Annotated in this window: 16 protein-coding genes; 5 read left to right on the forward strand and 11 right to left on the reverse strand. The window is 64.1% G+C overall.

Features of this window, described 5'->3' with window-relative positions:
* The 4 genes from L630_RS21645 to L630_RS21650 form a co-directional block, all read right to left on the reverse strand.
* The coding region (locus L630_RS21645) for an aldehyde dehydrogenase family protein (RefSeq protein ID WP_034330625.1) at window positions 1–458 on the reverse strand (458 nt) is incomplete at its 3' end.
* A 74-nt stretch (window positions 459–532) separates the two neighbouring features.
* A complete protein-coding gene (locus L630_RS0116400) occupies window positions 533–1,852 on the reverse strand; it encodes an aspartate aminotransferase family protein (RefSeq protein ID WP_024849319.1) in 1,320 nt (439 codons plus the stop codon).
* Between the two features lie 88 nt (window positions 1,853–1,940).
* The gene (locus L630_RS0116405; RefSeq protein ID WP_024849354.1) at window positions 1,941–3,107 is read right to left on the reverse strand and encodes an iron-containing alcohol dehydrogenase; all 1,167 of its coding nucleotides are present in this window, start codon (window positions 3,105–3,107) and stop codon (window positions 1,941–1,943) included.
* Window positions 3,108–3,170: 63 nt separating this feature from the next.
* On the reverse strand, window positions 3,171–3,887 hold the full coding sequence (locus L630_RS21650) for a TetR/AcrR family transcriptional regulator (RefSeq protein WP_084466143.1): 717 nt from the start codon (window positions 3,885–3,887) through the stop codon (window positions 3,171–3,173).
* A 175-nt stretch (window positions 3,888–4,062) separates the two neighbouring features.
* On the opposite strand from L630_RS21650, the gene L630_RS0116415 reads away from it, so the two are divergent.
* Genes L630_RS0116415 through L630_RS0116430 form a run of 4 tightly spaced genes read left to right on the forward strand, consistent with a single transcriptional unit; the run spans window position 4,063 to window position 7,097 of the window.
* Entirely contained in the window at window positions 4,063–4,506 is a 444-nt protein-coding gene (locus L630_RS0116415; RefSeq protein WP_024849320.1) for a MaoC family dehydratase, read from the forward strand.
* Window positions 4,506–5,420, forward strand: a complete 915-nt coding sequence (locus tag L630_RS0116420; protein ID WP_024849321.1) for an SDR family NAD(P)-dependent oxidoreductase — start codon at window positions 4,506–4,508, stop codon at window positions 5,418–5,420. Before L630_RS0116415 ends, L630_RS0116420 begins: the two co-directional genes overlap by 1 nt.
* 3 nt (window positions 5,421–5,423) lie before the next feature.
* A complete protein-coding gene (locus L630_RS0116425; RefSeq protein WP_024849322.1) occupies window positions 5,424–5,879 on the forward strand; it encodes a thioesterase family protein in 456 nt (151 codons plus the stop codon).
* A 15-nt stretch (window positions 5,880–5,894) separates the two neighbouring features.
* A complete protein-coding gene (locus L630_RS0116430) occupies window positions 5,895–7,097 on the forward strand; it encodes an acetyl-CoA C-acyltransferase (RefSeq protein ID WP_024849323.1) in 1,203 nt (400 codons plus the stop codon).
* Window positions 7,098–7,174: 77 nt separating this feature from the next.
* Here the strand turns inward: L630_RS0116430 and L630_RS0116435 are convergent, their stop codons facing one another.
* From L630_RS0116435 to L630_RS0116465, 7 genes are all read right to left on the reverse strand, one after another.
* A complete protein-coding gene (locus L630_RS0116435) occupies window positions 7,175–7,663 on the reverse strand; it encodes a thioesterase family protein (RefSeq protein ID WP_024849324.1) in 489 nt (162 codons plus the stop codon).
* Entirely contained in the window at window positions 7,660–8,598 is a 939-nt protein-coding gene (locus L630_RS0116440) for a branched-chain amino acid ABC transporter permease (protein ID WP_245263776.1), read from the reverse strand. The genes L630_RS0116435 and L630_RS0116440 overlap by 4 nt, the downstream gene beginning before the upstream one ends.
* 31 nt (window positions 8,599–8,629) lie before the next feature.
* Window positions 8,630–9,517: a branched-chain amino acid ABC transporter permease gene (locus L630_RS0116445; RefSeq protein WP_024849326.1), complete on the reverse strand. Its 888-nt coding sequence runs from the start codon at window positions 9,515–9,517 to the stop codon at window positions 8,630–8,632.
* A 4-nt stretch (window positions 9,518–9,521) separates the two neighbouring features.
* Window positions 9,522–10,277, reverse strand: a complete 756-nt coding sequence (locus L630_RS0116450; protein WP_024849327.1) for an ABC transporter ATP-binding protein — start codon at window positions 10,275–10,277, stop codon at window positions 9,522–9,524.
* Complete coding sequence (locus L630_RS0116455; RefSeq protein WP_024849328.1) at window positions 10,264–11,061, reverse strand: ABC transporter ATP-binding protein; 798 nt, start codon at window positions 11,059–11,061, stop codon at window positions 10,264–10,266. The genes L630_RS0116450 and L630_RS0116455 overlap by 14 nt, the downstream gene beginning before the upstream one ends.
* Before the next feature lie 11 nt (window positions 11,062–11,072).
* Window positions 11,073–12,275, reverse strand: coding sequence for an ABC transporter substrate-binding protein (locus L630_RS0116460; protein ID WP_024849329.1), 1,203 nt, complete (start codon window positions 12,273–12,275; stop codon window positions 11,073–11,075).
* A gap of 72 nt (window positions 12,276–12,347) precedes the next feature.
* On the reverse strand, window positions 12,348–13,082 hold the full coding sequence (locus L630_RS0116465) for an enoyl-CoA hydratase/isomerase family protein (protein ID WP_024849330.1): 735 nt from the start codon (window positions 13,080–13,082) through the stop codon (window positions 12,348–12,350).
* Between the two features lie 175 nt (window positions 13,083–13,257).
* Between L630_RS0116465 and L630_RS0116470 the strand changes: the two genes are divergently transcribed.
* Window positions 13,258–14,868, forward strand: a complete 1,611-nt coding sequence (locus L630_RS0116470) for an AMP-binding protein (protein ID WP_024849331.1) — start codon at window positions 13,258–13,260, stop codon at window positions 14,866–14,868.
* Window positions 14,869–14,892: the final 24 nt, after the last annotated feature.

Raw genomic sequence — 14,892 nt, forward strand, 5'->3', positions numbered from 1 at the left:
GCAGCGGTGACGCCCACCGGCTGGCGGATGACGGTGATGCGCTTGTCGGCCTGCGGGGCGGGAATGGTGTCGCCGTAGACGCGCTTGGCTTCCTCGGCGAACCATTCGACGAAGGAGGCGGCGTACATGATCTCGCCGCGGGCTTCCGCCACCGGCTTGCCCTGCTCGCTGGTGAGGATCACCGCAAGGTCGTCGGCATGCTCGACCATCAGGTCGAACCACTTGCGCAGGATCGCCGAGCGCTCCTTGGCCGGGCGCTTTGCCCAGGGGCGGAAGGCGGCGTCGGCATGGGAAATGGCTTCCTCGACCTCTTCGGCCGAGAGCGACGGCACGCGGGCGATCAGCTCGCCGGTTGCCGGATTGGTCACGTCCACCGTCTTGCCCGAGCGGGCCTCGACCCACTCGCCGTTGACGAGGCACTTGTCGCGCAAAAGTCCCGGATCTTTCAGGGGCAGCATGTCTGTCTCGCTAAAAAAGAAAAAGAAGGCAGCCGCGTTCAGCGGCTGCGGGATGGATCTAGGGTGGAAACGATTCAGGGCTCCGCCAGCCTCGGCAATGCGCGGGCGAAGGCCTCGACGATCTCGTCGATGTCGTCGAAGGTCATCGGCGTTGAGAAGCAGACGAGGCCATTCGACGCGATGATCACGCCTTCGTCGAACAGAAGGCGGGCCAGCGCCGCGACCTTCTTCGCACCGTCGGCGCTTGCGAGCACCGTTGAGCGGAAATCGGAGAGCCTTGCCTTGTTCAGATGGATACGGCGCAGCGAGCCAAGGCCAGTCACCTGCGCTTCAATGCCGAGTTCCTCGAAGACTGTGGCGATTTTGGCTTCAAAGCGGTCGCCGAGCGCTTCGAGATGGGCAAAGGCTTCCGGCGTCAGGGCTTCCATTGCAGCAATGCCGGCCATCATCGACATCGGATTGGCGCTGAAGGTGCCGCCGTGCTGCACTTTCGGTGCGCCATTCGTCGGGTCGTAGACGGCCAACACATCCTTGCGGCCGGCGACCGCGCCGATCGGGAAGCCGCCGCCGATGATCTTGCCGAGCGCAGTGACATCCGGATTGATGCCATAGCGCCCCTGCGCGCCGTTATAGCCAAGGCGGAAGGTGATCACCTCGTCGAAGATGAGCAGTGCGCCGATCTCTTTCGTGACGCGACGGAGCATCTCGAGGAATTCTGGGGTCGCCGGAACCAGGCCGGCGCGGTTCGGCATCACGTCGACCAGGACACCGGCGAGGTCGTTGCCCTTGGCGCGCAGTATCTTTTCGCCAAGCTCGACATTGTTGAACGGGATGACGACGACGTCATCCAAAACGCCCTGCGGGGTGCCAGCGGCCGTTGGCACCGATTTCGGCGCGTCGAGGTCGCCCCAGTTCTCCGGCCGCGCCTCCTGGCTGGTTTCCACCACATCATAGGTGCCGTGATAGGCGCCTTCGCACTTGGCGATCTTGGCACGACCGGTGAAGGCACGCGCGACTTTCACGGCATTCATGACTGCCTCGGTGCCGGAGTTGCAGTACCGCACATGCTCGACCGAAGGCAGGCGCTCGACGAGGATTTCGGACAGCCGCACCTCGCCGGGCGTCGCCATGCCGAAACAGAAGCCCTTCTCCAGCTGCTCCCGCGCGGCGGCCTTGATGGCTTCGCAGCCATAGCCGTGGATCAGCGAGGTGAAGTTGCCGACGGCGTCGATGCGGCTGTTGCCGTCGATGTCGATGATGCGGCAGCCTTCGCCGCGTTCGGCATAGATCTGGTAGGGCGCGCGGAAGACCGTATGGCGCGTATTGCCGCCCGGCATCACCTGCTTGGCGCGCTCATACAGGCTGGCCGACTTTGGCGTCTCGAAAGTGCTCATGGTATCCTCGGAACATGCTGATGAAAGTGGTGCGGACGAGGGGCCCCGTCCGCAGCCTCAGCGGGGGAGTGCTGTCCCGTTGCAGGCGTCAGAACGCCGCGCGATAGAGAGCGAGCGCGTCTGCTTCGGTCACTTCGACCGGATTGTTGCCGAGAAGGCGGGTCTGCAGCATCGCATCGGCAGCAAGCTGCGGCAGCATCTCTTCGGCAACGCCGGCATCACGCAGGCGACGCGGCGCGCCGGAGCCATCCATCAGTTCGATCAGCCGCTTCACGAAGGCCTGGGCCTTTGCCTCGTATCCTGCATCCTGCGCAACGTCTGCGCCGACGGCTGTTGCGAGTTCGGCATAGAGCGGCGCGGCAGCCTTCATGTTGAACTCGAGCACCGGCTGCAGCATCAGCGCGTTCGAGAGTCCATGCGGAATGTGGTAACGGCCACCTAGCGGGTAGGCGAGGGCGTGGACCGCCGCGACCGGCGCGTTGGCGAACGCCTGGCCGGCAAGCAGCGCGCCGATCAGCATTGCCTCGCGCGCATCCCGGTCCGCGCCGTTCTTGCAGGCGGCGACGAGGTTGGATGAGAGGAGGTGAAGCGCCTCGCGCGCAGCCGCGTCCGACAGCGGGTTCTTCTTGTGCTTGCTGGTATAGGCTTCGATCGCATGCACCATTGCGTCAATGCCGGTCGCCGCGGTGTGCAGCGCGGGCAAACCAACGGTGAGCTCGGCGTCGAGCAGCACACGGTCAGCATAGAGCTGGTCGGCGACGACGCCCATCTTCGAATGGTCGGGCCGAGTCAGGATCGTGATGTTGGTGACTTCCGAGCCGGTTCCGGCCGTCGTAGGCACCTGCACCAGCGGCAGGCGCGAGCCCTGCACCTTGCCGATGCCGTAGAGTTCGGACAGCGGCTGTTCGCTAACCAGCATCACCGCGGCGAGCTTGGCGACGTCCATGGACGAGCCGCCGCCGATGCCGATGACGATGTCTGCGTCCGCCGTGCGGCCTTGTGCAACGCAGTCGAGCAACACCTGCTCGGGGGGATCGGCGACGACCGCATCGAACACGGTGACCTTGAAGCCAGCGGCGGCGAGCGACGCCTTGGCAGGTTCAAGTACGCCTGCCTTGTGGAGGCCGCCGTCAGTCACGAGCAGCAAGTTGCGGGCGGGGAACCAGTTGCCGAGGAGTTCGCCGAGCCTGGCGGCGGCGCCCCACTCGACGTGGATCTGCCCGACCGTGGTGAAAGAGAATGGGGTAGAAGTCATGGCTGCATTCCCTGGGATATTCCGGCGGCTGCCGGACGCGAATTTCTGAAGGAGATTGCGGCGTCAGATGATGCCCTCGACCTGGCGGGTCGCCAGCTCGCGCGCGATCTTCTGCTTGTGTTCGAGTGTTTCGCCGGAGCGCGGACGGTACCAGATCGCGGTCCAGTTGACTGCGCCCAGCATGCCCTTGACGGCGATGGAGGCGTTTTCGGCGCGGATGCTGCCGTCCTCCTGACCTCGGCGGAAGACGTCTATGAACAGGTGCTCGAAGTCGCGGCGGATCGCCATGATCTCGTCCAGCACCTGGCGCTGCGCGAGCGTCGTTGCGCCGAGGCGATGCATGTGTACGCCCTGCACGACGACGGCGAGGTACGCGATGTTCTGCAGCATGGTCAGGGCATGCGCCTCAAGCATTGCGTGCAGCGTTTCGCGGCCGGTGCTGCCCGTCTGCATCGCGGCGTGAACCGCTTCGTTGAGGCGGCGCATCCCTTCGCGGTGGACGTCGAAGAACAGATCGGTCTTGGAGCGGTAGTAGTGGTAGATGCGTCCCTTGGTGGCGCCGAGCCGGCGAGCAACGTCATCGATACTCGCTCCCTGAAAGCCCATTTCCATGAAGCACTGGGCGGCAACGTCGAGAATGTCGATGTTGTTGTCGGCAGGCTCCCCGTCGGCGTTCTTCCGTCGCGCGCGAGTTGGGCGGCGCGGACGATCGGCTTCCACAAGAGCTTCTGCTTCGCTCAGTTCGCGCTTGTCTCCCTCATCGAGCCGCGCGTTGGCCATCAAATCCTCCAAAATTCTCTCTCCCGCCTGCATATCAGCGGATTTGCATAAGGGACGCAATTGCTCAGCGCCCAACAGTTGCTACGCGAAACGCTAGACGTCTGCCATTAAACATACTACTGGGTATGTTGCAATTGTCGATTACGCGGCAGAGGTTGAGGGAGAGGATAGCCACATGAATGAACTGACCCGCCAGAACGAACCGTTGATCTCGGAGTGGATCACTGTGGATCAGCCGTTCGTGGACCGGTTCGCCGACGCGATTCTGGATCATCAGTTCATTCACGTGGATCCGGAGCGCGCGAAGGCCGAAGGCCCATATGGCGGCACGATCGCCCATGGCTTCCTGTCGCTGTCGCTGCTTACCCATTTCACGCATAGCGCCATGCCCTTGCCTGCGCCCGGCGTTGTCGAGGTGAACTACGGATTCGACAAGATCCGGTTCCTGACGCCTGTGCCGGTCGGATCGCGTCTGCGCGGCAAGTTCACGCTCGTCTCCGAAGAGCCAAAGGGTGGCGGAAAGCTCCGGCGCTTTGCGGTGGAAGTTGAGATCGAAGGAATTCAGAAGCCGGCCGTCATCGCGGAATGGCTGGTTCTGGTAGTGGAAGGAGAGAATTAATGGCCGTCAGCTTCAAGGATCAGGTTGCCATCGTCACCGGCGCAGGTGGCGGGCTGGGGCGCTCGCATGCGCTGATGCTGGCCGCGCACGGCGCGGCGGTCGTCGTCAACGATTTTGGCGGCTCGCGTGACGGCACTGGCGGATCGACCGCAGCGGCCGAGGCTGTCGTGCGCGAGATCCGGGAGGCTGGCGGCCGTGCAATCGCCGACGGCGGCAATGTTACCTCCGAGGCCGACATGGAGGCGATGGTGGAGCGCACGCTGAACGAATTCGGACGCGTCGACGCTCTCATCAACAATGCCGGCATCCTGCGCGACAAGACCTTCGCCAAGGTGACGATGGATGACTTCCGCGCCGTTGTCGACGTGCACCTGATGGGCACGACGATCGCGACTAAGGCGGTCTGGGGCGTGATGCGTGAGCAGAACTACGGCCGCATCCTAGTGACCTCCTCCACCTCCGGCGCCTACGGCAATTTCGGCCAGTCCAACTACGGCGCGGCGAAAATGGCGCTGCTCGGCCTGATGAACACGCTGCACCTTGAGGGCGCGAAGTACGGAATTCATGTGAATGCCATCCTCCCGACGGCAGCCACCCGCATGACCGGCGACATGATGAGCGACGAGATGCTGCAGATGCTTGCTCCCGAACTCGTGTCGCCGGCTGCGGTATGGCTTGTCAGCCGGGACGCGCCGTCGCGCACCGCACTGCTGGCCGGCGCCGGCACGGTTGCGCGCCTTGCCGTCGTTGAAAGCGAGGGCGTCTGCTTTGCCGGCAAGTCGCTGACGCCGGACGACGTCGCCGCGAACTTCGATCGCATTGCCGATATCTCTTCTCCGATCGAGCCGGCGGAAGGCCTGCGCCACGTCGACCGCATCATCGAGAATGCGCGGAAAGCCCTCGGCCAGGCCTGATAGATGAGCGAACGTCTCTATCCTCTTCCCCGCAGCGCCTATCCCTGGCATCAGGAGACGGTGCTGCAGTGGGAGGACTGTGACATCTACGGCCACGTCAACAACGTGGCCTACCTGAAGTACTTTGATACCGCCCTGAACATGGCGCTGATCGACTATGGCGCGCTGGATCTTTCGCCGGAAGCAACCGATCCGATCGGCCTTGTCGTGAAGAACGGCGCCGAGTTCTTCAGCGAGATCAACTTCCCAACCCGGCTCTGGGTTGGGGCCCGGGTCGAGAAGGTGGGGCGCACCAGCCTCACCTGGGGGTTCGGCCTGTTCTCTGCCGGCGCGGAGTTCTGCGCTGCGCGCGGAACCTACGTGCATGTCTATGTCGACCGGCAGACCCGCCGGCCGATCGAACTGACCGACAAGCTTCTTGCCTGCGCCAAGGCGCTGGCGGCGCCTGACGACAACTGATTTTGGGAGAAGCAGATGAGAGAAGCAGTAATCGTCTCCACCGCGCGCACGCCGATCGGGAAGGCGTATCGTGGTGCGTTCAATGCGACGACCGCGCCGCGCCTGATCGGCCACGCGATTGAACACGCGGTCAAGCGCGCTGGCGTAGACCCGGCTGAGATCGAGGATGTGGTCGTCGGTGCAGCCCTGCAGCAGGGTACGACCCACATGAACATCGCCCGCACAGGCCTTCTGCGCGCCGGCCTGCCGGTGACGGTTCCCGGCCAGAGCGTTGACCGCCAGTGCGCGTCGGGCCTGATGGCGATTGCCATTGCCGCCAAGCAGATCATTTCCGATGGCATGCAGGTCACGATTGGCGGTGGCGTGGAGCAGATTTCGCTGGTCCAGAACGCGCAGATGAACGTCACAAACTGGCGCGATCCCTGGATCGACGCTAACCTGCCGCAGACCTACATGACGATGCTCGAGACGGCTGAAATCGTCGCTGACCGCTATGGCGTCAGCCGCGAGGCGCAGGACGAGTATGCCCTTCAGTCGCAGCAGCGCACCGCCGGCGCGCAGGCAGCGGGACGCTTCGATGACGAGATCGTCGCGCTGACGACGATCATGCAGGTCACCGACAAGGCGACCGGCGCGGTTTCCGAGAAGGAAGTCACGCTCGCCAAGGACGAGGGCAACCGCCCGGAAACGACGCTCGAAAGCCTGGCGGGCCTCAAGCCGGTTTTCCGCGATGGCCAGCGTATTGCCGAAGGCCGCTTCATCACCGCCGGCAATGCCTCGCAGCTGTCTGACGGCGCGTCGGCTTCAGTGCTGATGGAACGTAGCGAAGCGGAGAAGCGCGGCCTGACGCCGCTCGGCCTCTACCGTGGCATCGCCGTCGCGGGCGTTGGTCCCGAGGAAATGGGCATCGGTCCGGTTCCGGCGGTGCGCAAGCTGCTTGCCCAGCACAACCTCAAGGTCGAGGATATCGGCCTGTGGGAGCTGAACGAGGCCTTTGCAGCGCAGGTTATCCCGTCCCGCGACCAGCTCGGCATCCCGAACGAGCTGCTCAACGTCGATGGCGGTGCGATCTCGATTGGGCACCCCTATGGCATGTCGGGTGCGCGCATGGTCGGTCACGCGCTGATCGAGGGCAAGCGCCGTGGTGCCCGCTACGTTGTCGTCACCATGTGCGTTGGTGGCGGCATGGGCGCAGCTGGCCTGTTCGAAGTGCTCTGATACGTTTACGACCTACAAGAAGAAGGGCCGGCGGAGCGATCCGCCGGCCCTTCCGTTTGTCTGATTGATTTTTTCAACTATTTGCCGAGGCCGATCCGCTTCTCGATATGCGCGAGCGGCGGGATTGCGGGGGCTTTTTGAGCAGCTTCCTTGATCCGCGCCGCGATATCCTCCGGGAACGCCGCCGCCTTCGGCAGGCCCGAAGCGCGGGAGACATGCAGCTGCACCTGCTCGTTCCAGGCTAAGAGGTTGCCATCGCCATCATGCATTTCGAGGTAGAGATGCATGCGCTTGGCGTCCGCCGCCAGCACATGCAGCGTCAGCTCGAGCGCCAGGCCTTCGTGGCACTCGCGCTGGTAGCCGATGCGCATGTCGAGCGTGTAGAGCGTGGAAGACGTTGCATCCCGGTAGGTCCGGTCGATGCCGATGACGTCCATGAAGGCCGTTACCGTCTGGGAAAAGGCGATTGCATAGGCGAAGTCGCCCATGTGACCGTTGTAATCGACCCATTCCGGGCGGACGACATCCGCCCGGGTAAAGGTTGCGGCCGCGCGGCGGTCGGTCATCCCTTGCGGCGCTCCAGGAGGTGGAGGAACTCGCCAACGACGCCACGGCGGAAGAGAAGCACGCAGATCATGAACGTGCCGCCCAGCACCATCGTCACCGGCAGGCCGGAAGTGGCGAGGAAGTTCTGCATGCCGACGAGGATGCCCGCGCCGACGACGGGACCTGCCATAGTGCCGATACCGCCGATCAGCGTCATCAGGATGACTTCACCCGACATCTGCCAGGCAACGTCGGCCAGAGTCGCGAACTGGAACAGCAGCGCCTTGAGCGCGCCGGCAAGACCAGTGAGACCGGCGGACATCACGAAGGCTGCGAGCTTAAAGCGCTGGGCCGAATAGCCGAGCGAGATCGTGCGAGGCTCGTTTTCGCGGATGGCGCGGAGGATCTGGCCGAACGGCGAGTTGACGATACGCCAGATCAGGGCCAGCGAGAGCACCGAAACCGCGGCGATGAAGTAGTAGAGGTTCATCGTCTCGTTGAGATCGATGATCCCGAACAGGTTGCCGCGCGAGAAGCCCTGAATGCCGTCCTCGCCGTTGGTGAACGGGGCCTGCAGGCAGAAGAAGTAGAACATCTGCGCCATCGCGAGCGTGATCATCGCGAAGTAGATGCCCTGCCGGCGGATGGCCACAACACCGATGATGAGGCCAAGCACGATAGAGGTCACCACGCCCGCGATGATCGCGAGTTCGGGCGTCACCTGCCAGACCTTCAGGGCGTGTGCCGTCACATAGGCTGCTCCGCCGAAGAAGGCCGCGTGGCCGAAGGACAGCAGCCCCGTGTAGCCGAGCAGCAAGTTGAATGCCGCTGCGAACAGGACGAAGCAAAGCAGCTTCATCACGAATATCGGGTAGACGAAAGCCGGCAGGATCGCGAGGATCAGGATCAGGCCTGCGAAGGTGATCGCGGGAACCGGGCTCTTGCGGGTGGGCATGACGATGGTGTCGGCGTGTGTCGCGGACATGTCAGCTGTCCTTTCCGAAAAGACCGGCCGGGCGCAGCAGGAGCACGATGGCCATGATGACGAAGACGACGATGTTGGCGGCTTCGGGGTAGAAGACCTTGCACAGGCCCTCGACGATGCCGAGCATGTAGCCGGTGACGATCGCGCCGAGGATCGAGCCCATGCCGCCAATGACGACGACCGCAAAGACGATGATGATGAGGTTCGAGCCCATCAGCGGGCTGACCTGGAACAGCGGCGCGGCAAGCACGCCAGCAACGCCGGCCAGGGCGCAGCCGAAGCCGTAGGTCAGCGTGAGCAGCACCGGCACGTTGACGCCGAAGGCCTGGACGAGAGTTGAATTCTCGGTTGCCGCGCGCAGGTACGCGCCGATCTTCGTCTTCTCGATGATCGCCCAGGTGCCAAGGCATACCACCAGCGAGGCAAGAACCACCCAGCCGCGATAGTTCGGCAGCACCATGAAGCCAATGTTGGTGGCGCCGCGCAGCGCCTCCGGTGCCGCATAGGGCTGGCCGGACGTGCCGAAGTAGTGGCGGAATCCGCCTTCGAGCAGCAGGGCAAGGCCGAAGGTGAACAGCAGGCCATAGAGATGGTCGAGGCCGTAGAGCGCGCGCAGCATCGTGCGTTCGATCACCATGCCCACCACAGCAACAACCAGCGGCGCCAGGAACAACGCGCCCCAGTAGCCGATGCCGGCGTAATTGAGCAGCATCCATGCCGCAAACGCGCCCAGCATGTAGAACGCGCCGTGGGCGAAATTGACGATGCGCAGCAGGCCGAAGATCACGGCGAGGCCGAGCGACAGCAGCGCATAGAAGGAACCGTTGATCAGACCGATCAGGAACTGGCCCGTGAGGACGGGCAGCGCCACTCCGAAAATGGTGGTCATGGTCTCACACCCCCAGGGCCGTATTGAGTGCCTCGGTGCGGGACGGCAGTTCCGAGACCGAGAAACTGTCGATCACCTGGCCGTGGTCCATCACGTAGAAATGGTCGGCAATGCGCGATGCAAAGCGGAAGTTCTGCTCGACGAGCAGCACGCTGACGCCGTGCGCCTTGAGCACTTTCAGCACCTCGCCGATACGCTCGACGATCACCGGAGCAAGCCCCTCGGTCGGCTCATCCAGGAGGATCAGGCGCACGCCGGTGCGCAGGATGCGGGCGATCGCGAGCATCTGCTGCTCGCCACCCGAAAGCTTCGTGCCCGGGCTGGTGCGGCGCTCGAGCAGGTTCGGGAAGATCTCATAAATCTTCTCGATGCTCATGCCACCCCTGGCCACGACCGGCGGCAGGGTCAGGTTTTCCTCAACGGTCAGGCTCGCGAAGATGCCGCGCTCTTCCGGAACGAAGCCGAGGCCCGCATGGGCGATGCGGTGCAATGGCACGCGCATGATCGACTTCTGCTCGAACTCGACCTCGCCCTTGCGCTTGCGGATGATGCCCATGATGGCGCGCAGCGTGGTTGTCTTTCCGACGCCGTTGCGGCCAAGCAGTGTGACGGTCTCGCCGGGGTAGACGTCGAGGTCGACTCCATGCAGCGCATGGCTCTCGCCGTACCAGGCTTCCAGCTTGCGCACCTTGAGCTGCGGTGCCGCGCCGCCGCCGCGCGCAGCCTTTGCGGGCGCAGTCAGCGTATCAGTGGCTGTCATCTTCGGAACCCATATATGCTTCGCGCACGCGCGGATCGGCGCTGACGGTCGCGTAGTCGCCGCGCGCCAGGATCTCGCCCCGCTGCAGCACGGTGATGTCGTCGCCAATATCGCCGACGACCTTGAGATTGTGCTCGACCATCAGCAGCGCGCAGTCGCGCGAGACGGTCTTGATAAGCTTTGCCATGTGCTCGACGTCCTCCTGGCCCATGCCGGCCAGCGGTTCGTCGAGGAGTAGGACGCGCGGCTCGAGGGCCAGCGTCGTCGCGATTTCAAGCGCACGCTTTCGTCCGTAGGAAAGGTTGTTGGCGCGAAGGTGCGCCATGTCGGCAAGGCCGACGCGGTCCAGCAGTTCCATCGCCTGCCGGTTGAGCCGGTCAAGGCTAATCAGCGAGCGCCAGAACTGTCGCGACAGGTTGTTCGGCCGCTGCAGGGCAACGCGGACGTTGTCCAGCAGCGTCATGTCGCCAAAGGTGGCGGAGATCTGGAACGACCTGACCATGCCCATCCGCGCCACGCTGGCCGGATCCATCGCCGTGATGTCGGTCCCATCGAGCACGATGCGACCCGCAGTGGGCTTGAGGAACTTGGTCAACAGGTTGAACACGGTGCTCTTGCCGGCGCCGTTGGGGCCGATCAGCGCGTGGATCCGACCGTGGCAGACGTCGATGTCGACGTTGTTGACGGCGAGGAACGGTCCGAAGCGCTTGGTCAGCCCCCGTGCCGAGAGAACGGCACGGGGCGCGCCAGCATCGGCAGGAGCCGCGGCTGGATGAGTGGTCATGGTCGCTGGGATCACTTCTTGACGAGCGGGCAGGTGCTGTTTTCGAGCGAAGCGAACGCCTCGTTGCCCGGGATCGTGGCGAGAACCTCGTAGAGGTCGCCCTCGGAGGTGGACTCGGACGGCTTCTTCACGCGGACGAGGAACATGTCGTGCACGACGCGGCCGTCTTCACGCAGGTAGGCATTGCGGTTGAAGAAGTCGTTGATGTCCATGCCGCGCATGGTCTCCATGACCTTCGAGCCGCTCTTGGCCTGGCCGGAAGCTTCCGCAGCCTTCAGGTAGTTCATGACGGCCGAGTAGACGCCGGCGTGGACCATGGTCGGCTTCTTGCCTTCCATGCGCTCGCTGTAGCGTGCCGACCACTCGCGGGTCGCATCGTCCATGTCCCAGTAGAAGGCGGTGGTGAGCGTCAGGTCCTGCGCGATGTCGAGACCAACGCCCTGGACGTCGGTGAGGAACAGCAGCATGCCGGCGACCTTCTGGCCAGCCTCGGTGATGCCGAATTCCTGCATCTGCTTCAGCGCCGTCATGGTGTCGCCCGACGAGTTGGCGAGCGCGATCACGTCTGCGCCGGAAGCCTGCGCCTGCAGGATGTAGGACGAGAAGTCGGTGGTCTCGCGCGGATGGCGGACGGAACCGATGACCTCGCCCCCAGCTGCGGTCACAGCCTGAGTGGTGTCAGCCTCGAGCGCATGGCCGAAGGTGTAGTCGACAGTGATGAAGTACCACTTCTTTGCGCCGCCCTGCGTGAGCGCGCGGCCGGTGCCGTTGGCGAGCGCATAGGTGTCCCAGGTCCACTGCGCCGTCGACGCCGAGCAGGCTTCGGCGGTGAGCGCCGACGAGCCGGCGGTCGAGATCAGGAACGCGGTGTCCTTCTGGCGGGTGATTTCCTGAACGGCCATGGCCACCGACGAGGTCGGCACGTCGACAACGGCGACGACGTTCTGCTCGTCGATCCAGGTACGTGCGAGGGTCGAGCCGACATCCGGCTTGTTCTGGTGGTCGCCGACGATGACCTCGATGTCCTCGCCCAGCAGCTTGCCACCGAAATCCTCAACGGCCATCTGCGCTGCGACGACGGAGCCCTGGCCCGCGAGGTCGTAGTTCATGCCGGACATGTCCGTCAGAACGCCGATACGGTACGGATCCGCGAAGGCGGCGGTTGCCGACAGCGTGAACACCGTCGACAGGATGATGGTCTTCAAATTCTTCATTCTCATGCTCCTCCTTAAGGCACAGATGTGCCTGATGCCCGGATGCCGTGCTCCCGCCCGACCCCGTCTTGATTAGCGGCTGGCTTCTTCGAGAATTCGCCGCGACAGATAGAACTGATCAGCCTCGCTCCACGCCGCCCAGTTCTGGCGGGCGTGCCCGTCAATGGCGGACTTGGTCATCCGCAGGGCGAGCGCAGGGATTTCGGCAAGTTCGGCCGCCCAATCGCAGGCGGCGGCTACGGCGGCGCCGTCCTCAACGATGCGGTCGCAGAGGCCAAGCGACAGGGCTTCCTCCGCGCCGATCTTCTCGTCGCAGAACAGGATGCGCTTTGCGCGCGACGAGCCAACACGCTCGACCAGGAGCGGCAAGCCGCCCCAGCCCAGCGTCATGCCAAGACGCACTTCCGGAAAGCGCATATAGGAAGAAGCGGCCATGACGCGGAAATCCGCGGTGAGCGCCAGAATCGCACCGCCGCCAATGGCGGGGCCCTCGATCGCGGCGATCACGGGCTGCGGCACCTGCCTCCAGGCATCGGTCATGCGCCCGCCGGCGTTCATCGCCTGCGCGCGTTCCACGTCGCCAGCGCCCGTCTTCCAGAGCTGATCGTCCTTGAGGTCGACCCCGGCGGCGAAGATTCCGGCTGCGCCCGTCAGAACGACGGTGGCAACGTCGGCACGCTGGCCCACATCGATGGCGGCCGTTTCCAGTCCGCGGATGAGTTCCGAGTTCAGGGCATTCGCCTTGCCGCCACGGTCGAAACGAACCGTCGCTACCTTGCCCTCAACGGACGTCACTACTGCCGTCATTGGCCCTCCCAAGACCCCAGCCGATGCGCGGTTCCTCATAAACCGCTTTGACATACTACCGAGTATGTTGCATATCTGTTTTCGGGATTGCAAGGCATATTTTCGTCGGGCACATAGCGACTGGGGAGGAGCCCAGCGGCTTTGAAATGCCCTGAGGCCTTCGGAAGGAGAGGACATGACGACCGGTACAGTCTGCGCATCGGATCCGGCACTCGACCGCAACCGAGCGGTGCTCCGTTACATACTAGAGACCTACGCGGCCGAGCGGCCCGAGGCGCCGTTCGTGCAGTTCTGGCCGGGCGACGCATGGAGTTACGCCGAAACGCTGCGGCGCGTGCGCCTGCGCGCCACCACGCTCGCCCGCGCGGGGGTGAAGCGCGGCGACCACGTGCTGTGCATGATGGGCAACGGCCCCGACCTGCTCTGCACCTGGTTCGCCATCAACTATCTCGGCGCGGTCTACGTGCCAATCAACACGGCAGCCCGCGGTCGCGTGCTCGAGCACATTCTTGAAGACGCTGACGCGCCGCTTCTTGTTGCGGCTTCCCCGCTGGTCGAGCGCCTCAGCGAAGTCGCTCCGGGCAAGGTGAAGACCGTGCTGGTCGTCGAGGGTGAGGCGCAGCCAGTTGCCGGGCTTGACGTTCGCCAGCTGGAAGACCCGGCAGACGAAGACGCGAGCCTGCTTGAGCTCTCCAGCCCGATCGAGCCGTGGGATCTCTACGCCATCATGTATACGTCCGGCACGACCGGAAACGCCAAGGGCGTGATGAGCAGCTACACGCAGCTCTACACCATGGGTCCGGATGCATTCGACTGCGTCGACGAGGACGACCGCTGCATGATCTGCGGCCCGATTTTCCACTGCGGCTCGACGCTCTATGTCTACGCCATGCTGGCGCGGGGCCTCTCCATCGGCATGATGCGCGAGTTCAAGACCGGAACCTTCTGGCAGGCCGTGCGCGACACCGGCTCGACCTACTGCCTGTTGCTGGGCGTGATGGCGAGCTTCCTGCTGAAGCAGCCGCTGTCCCCGGACGACAAGAACCATCCGCTGCGCCGCGCCTTCATCACTCCTTTCGGCGAAGACGGTCCGCTGTTTGCCGAGCGTTTCGGAGTCGACGCCTGGACCATCTACAACATGACGGAGATTTCCTCGCCAATGGTTGCTGGTCCTGGCATCACGGCCAAGGGCATCGCTGGCAAGCCGCGCCCCTGGTATGAACTGCGCATCGTCGACGAGAACGATGTCGAGGTACCGGACGGACAGGTTGGCGAGCTCATCGTGCGCACCCACCGTCCGTGGGCGCTGATGCGCGGTTATTACAACAATCCGAAGGCCACCGTTGAGGCGATGCGCAACGGCTGGTTCCACACCGGCGACGGCTTCCGCCGCGATACGGACGGCACCTACTTCTTCGTCGACCGCCTCAAGGACGTGATCCGTCGCCGCGGCGAGAACATCTCGTCCTTCGCGCTTGAAAGCGAGGTGCTGAACATTCCGACGATCCGTGAATGCGCCGCCGTCGCGGTGCCGTCCGAGTTCAGCGAGGACGAGGTGCTGATCGTCGTGACACCGGTCGAAGGCGCCACCATCGATCCGGTGGCGGTTACGGAAGAACTGACGAGGACGCTGCCGCACTTCATGGTCCCGCGCTACGTTCGCGTGCTGGATGAGCTGCCGAAAACCGCCTCCGGCAAGGTGCAAAAGCACATCCTGCGCACGGAAGGCGTTACGCCGGACACGTTCGACCGCAATACGCACGCGCCGGCCCGGGCCAGCGCCTGACACTCGCCAGAGGTTCGATCAAGG

Source organism: Aminobacter sp. J41, from assembly GCF_000526635.1.
Lineage (GTDB): Bacteria > Pseudomonadota > Alphaproteobacteria > Rhizobiales > Rhizobiaceae > Aerobium.

What these genes read in the sequence shown, in the direction of transcription:
- L630_RS0116400 (WP_024849319.1), bottom strand. Translation starts at nt 1,852, where the DNA reads ATGAGCACTTTCGAGACGCCAAAGTCGGCCAGCCTGTATGAGCGCGCC.
- L630_RS0116405 (WP_024849354.1), bottom strand. Translation starts at nt 3,107, where the DNA reads ATGACTTCTACCCCATTCTCTTTCACCACGGTCGGGCAGATCCACGTC.
- L630_RS21650 (WP_084466143.1), bottom strand. Translation starts at nt 3,887, where the DNA reads ATGGCCAACGCGCGGCTCGATGAGGGAGACAAGCGCGAACTGAGCGAA.
- L630_RS0116415 (WP_024849320.1), top strand. Translation starts at nt 4,063, where the DNA reads ATGAATGAACTGACCCGCCAGAACGAACCGTTGATCTCGGAGTGGATC.
- L630_RS0116420 (WP_024849321.1), top strand. Translation starts at nt 4,506, where the DNA reads ATGGCCGTCAGCTTCAAGGATCAGGTTGCCATCGTCACCGGCGCAGGT.
- L630_RS0116425 (WP_024849322.1), top strand. Translation starts at nt 5,424, where the DNA reads ATGAGCGAACGTCTCTATCCTCTTCCCCGCAGCGCCTATCCCTGGCAT.
- L630_RS0116430 (WP_024849323.1), top strand. Translation starts at nt 5,895, where the DNA reads ATGAGAGAAGCAGTAATCGTCTCCACCGCGCGCACGCCGATCGGGAAG.
- L630_RS0116435 (WP_024849324.1), bottom strand. Translation starts at nt 7,663, where the DNA reads ATGACCGACCGCCGCGCGGCCGCAACCTTTACCCGGGCGGATGTCGTC.
- L630_RS0116440 (WP_245263776.1), bottom strand. Translation starts at nt 8,598, where the DNA reads ATGCCCACCCGCAAGAGCCCGGTTCCCGCGATCACCTTCGCAGGCCTG.
- L630_RS0116445 (WP_024849326.1), bottom strand. Translation starts at nt 9,517, where the DNA reads ATGACCACCATTTTCGGAGTGGCGCTGCCCGTCCTCACGGGCCAGTTC.
- L630_RS0116450 (WP_024849327.1), bottom strand. Translation starts at nt 10,277, where the DNA reads ATGACAGCCACTGATACGCTGACTGCGCCCGCAAAGGCTGCGCGCGGC.
- L630_RS0116455 (WP_024849328.1), bottom strand. Translation starts at nt 11,061, where the DNA reads ATGACCACTCATCCAGCCGCGGCTCCTGCCGATGCTGGCGCGCCCCGT.
- L630_RS0116460 (WP_024849329.1), bottom strand. Translation starts at nt 12,275, where the DNA reads ATGAAGAATTTGAAGACCATCATCCTGTCGACGGTGTTCACGCTGTCG.
- L630_RS0116465 (WP_024849330.1), bottom strand. Translation starts at nt 13,082, where the DNA reads ATGACGGCAGTAGTGACGTCCGTTGAGGGCAAGGTAGCGACGGTTCGT.
- L630_RS0116470 (WP_024849331.1), top strand. Translation starts at nt 13,258, where the DNA reads ATGACGACCGGTACAGTCTGCGCATCGGATCCGGCACTCGACCGCAAC.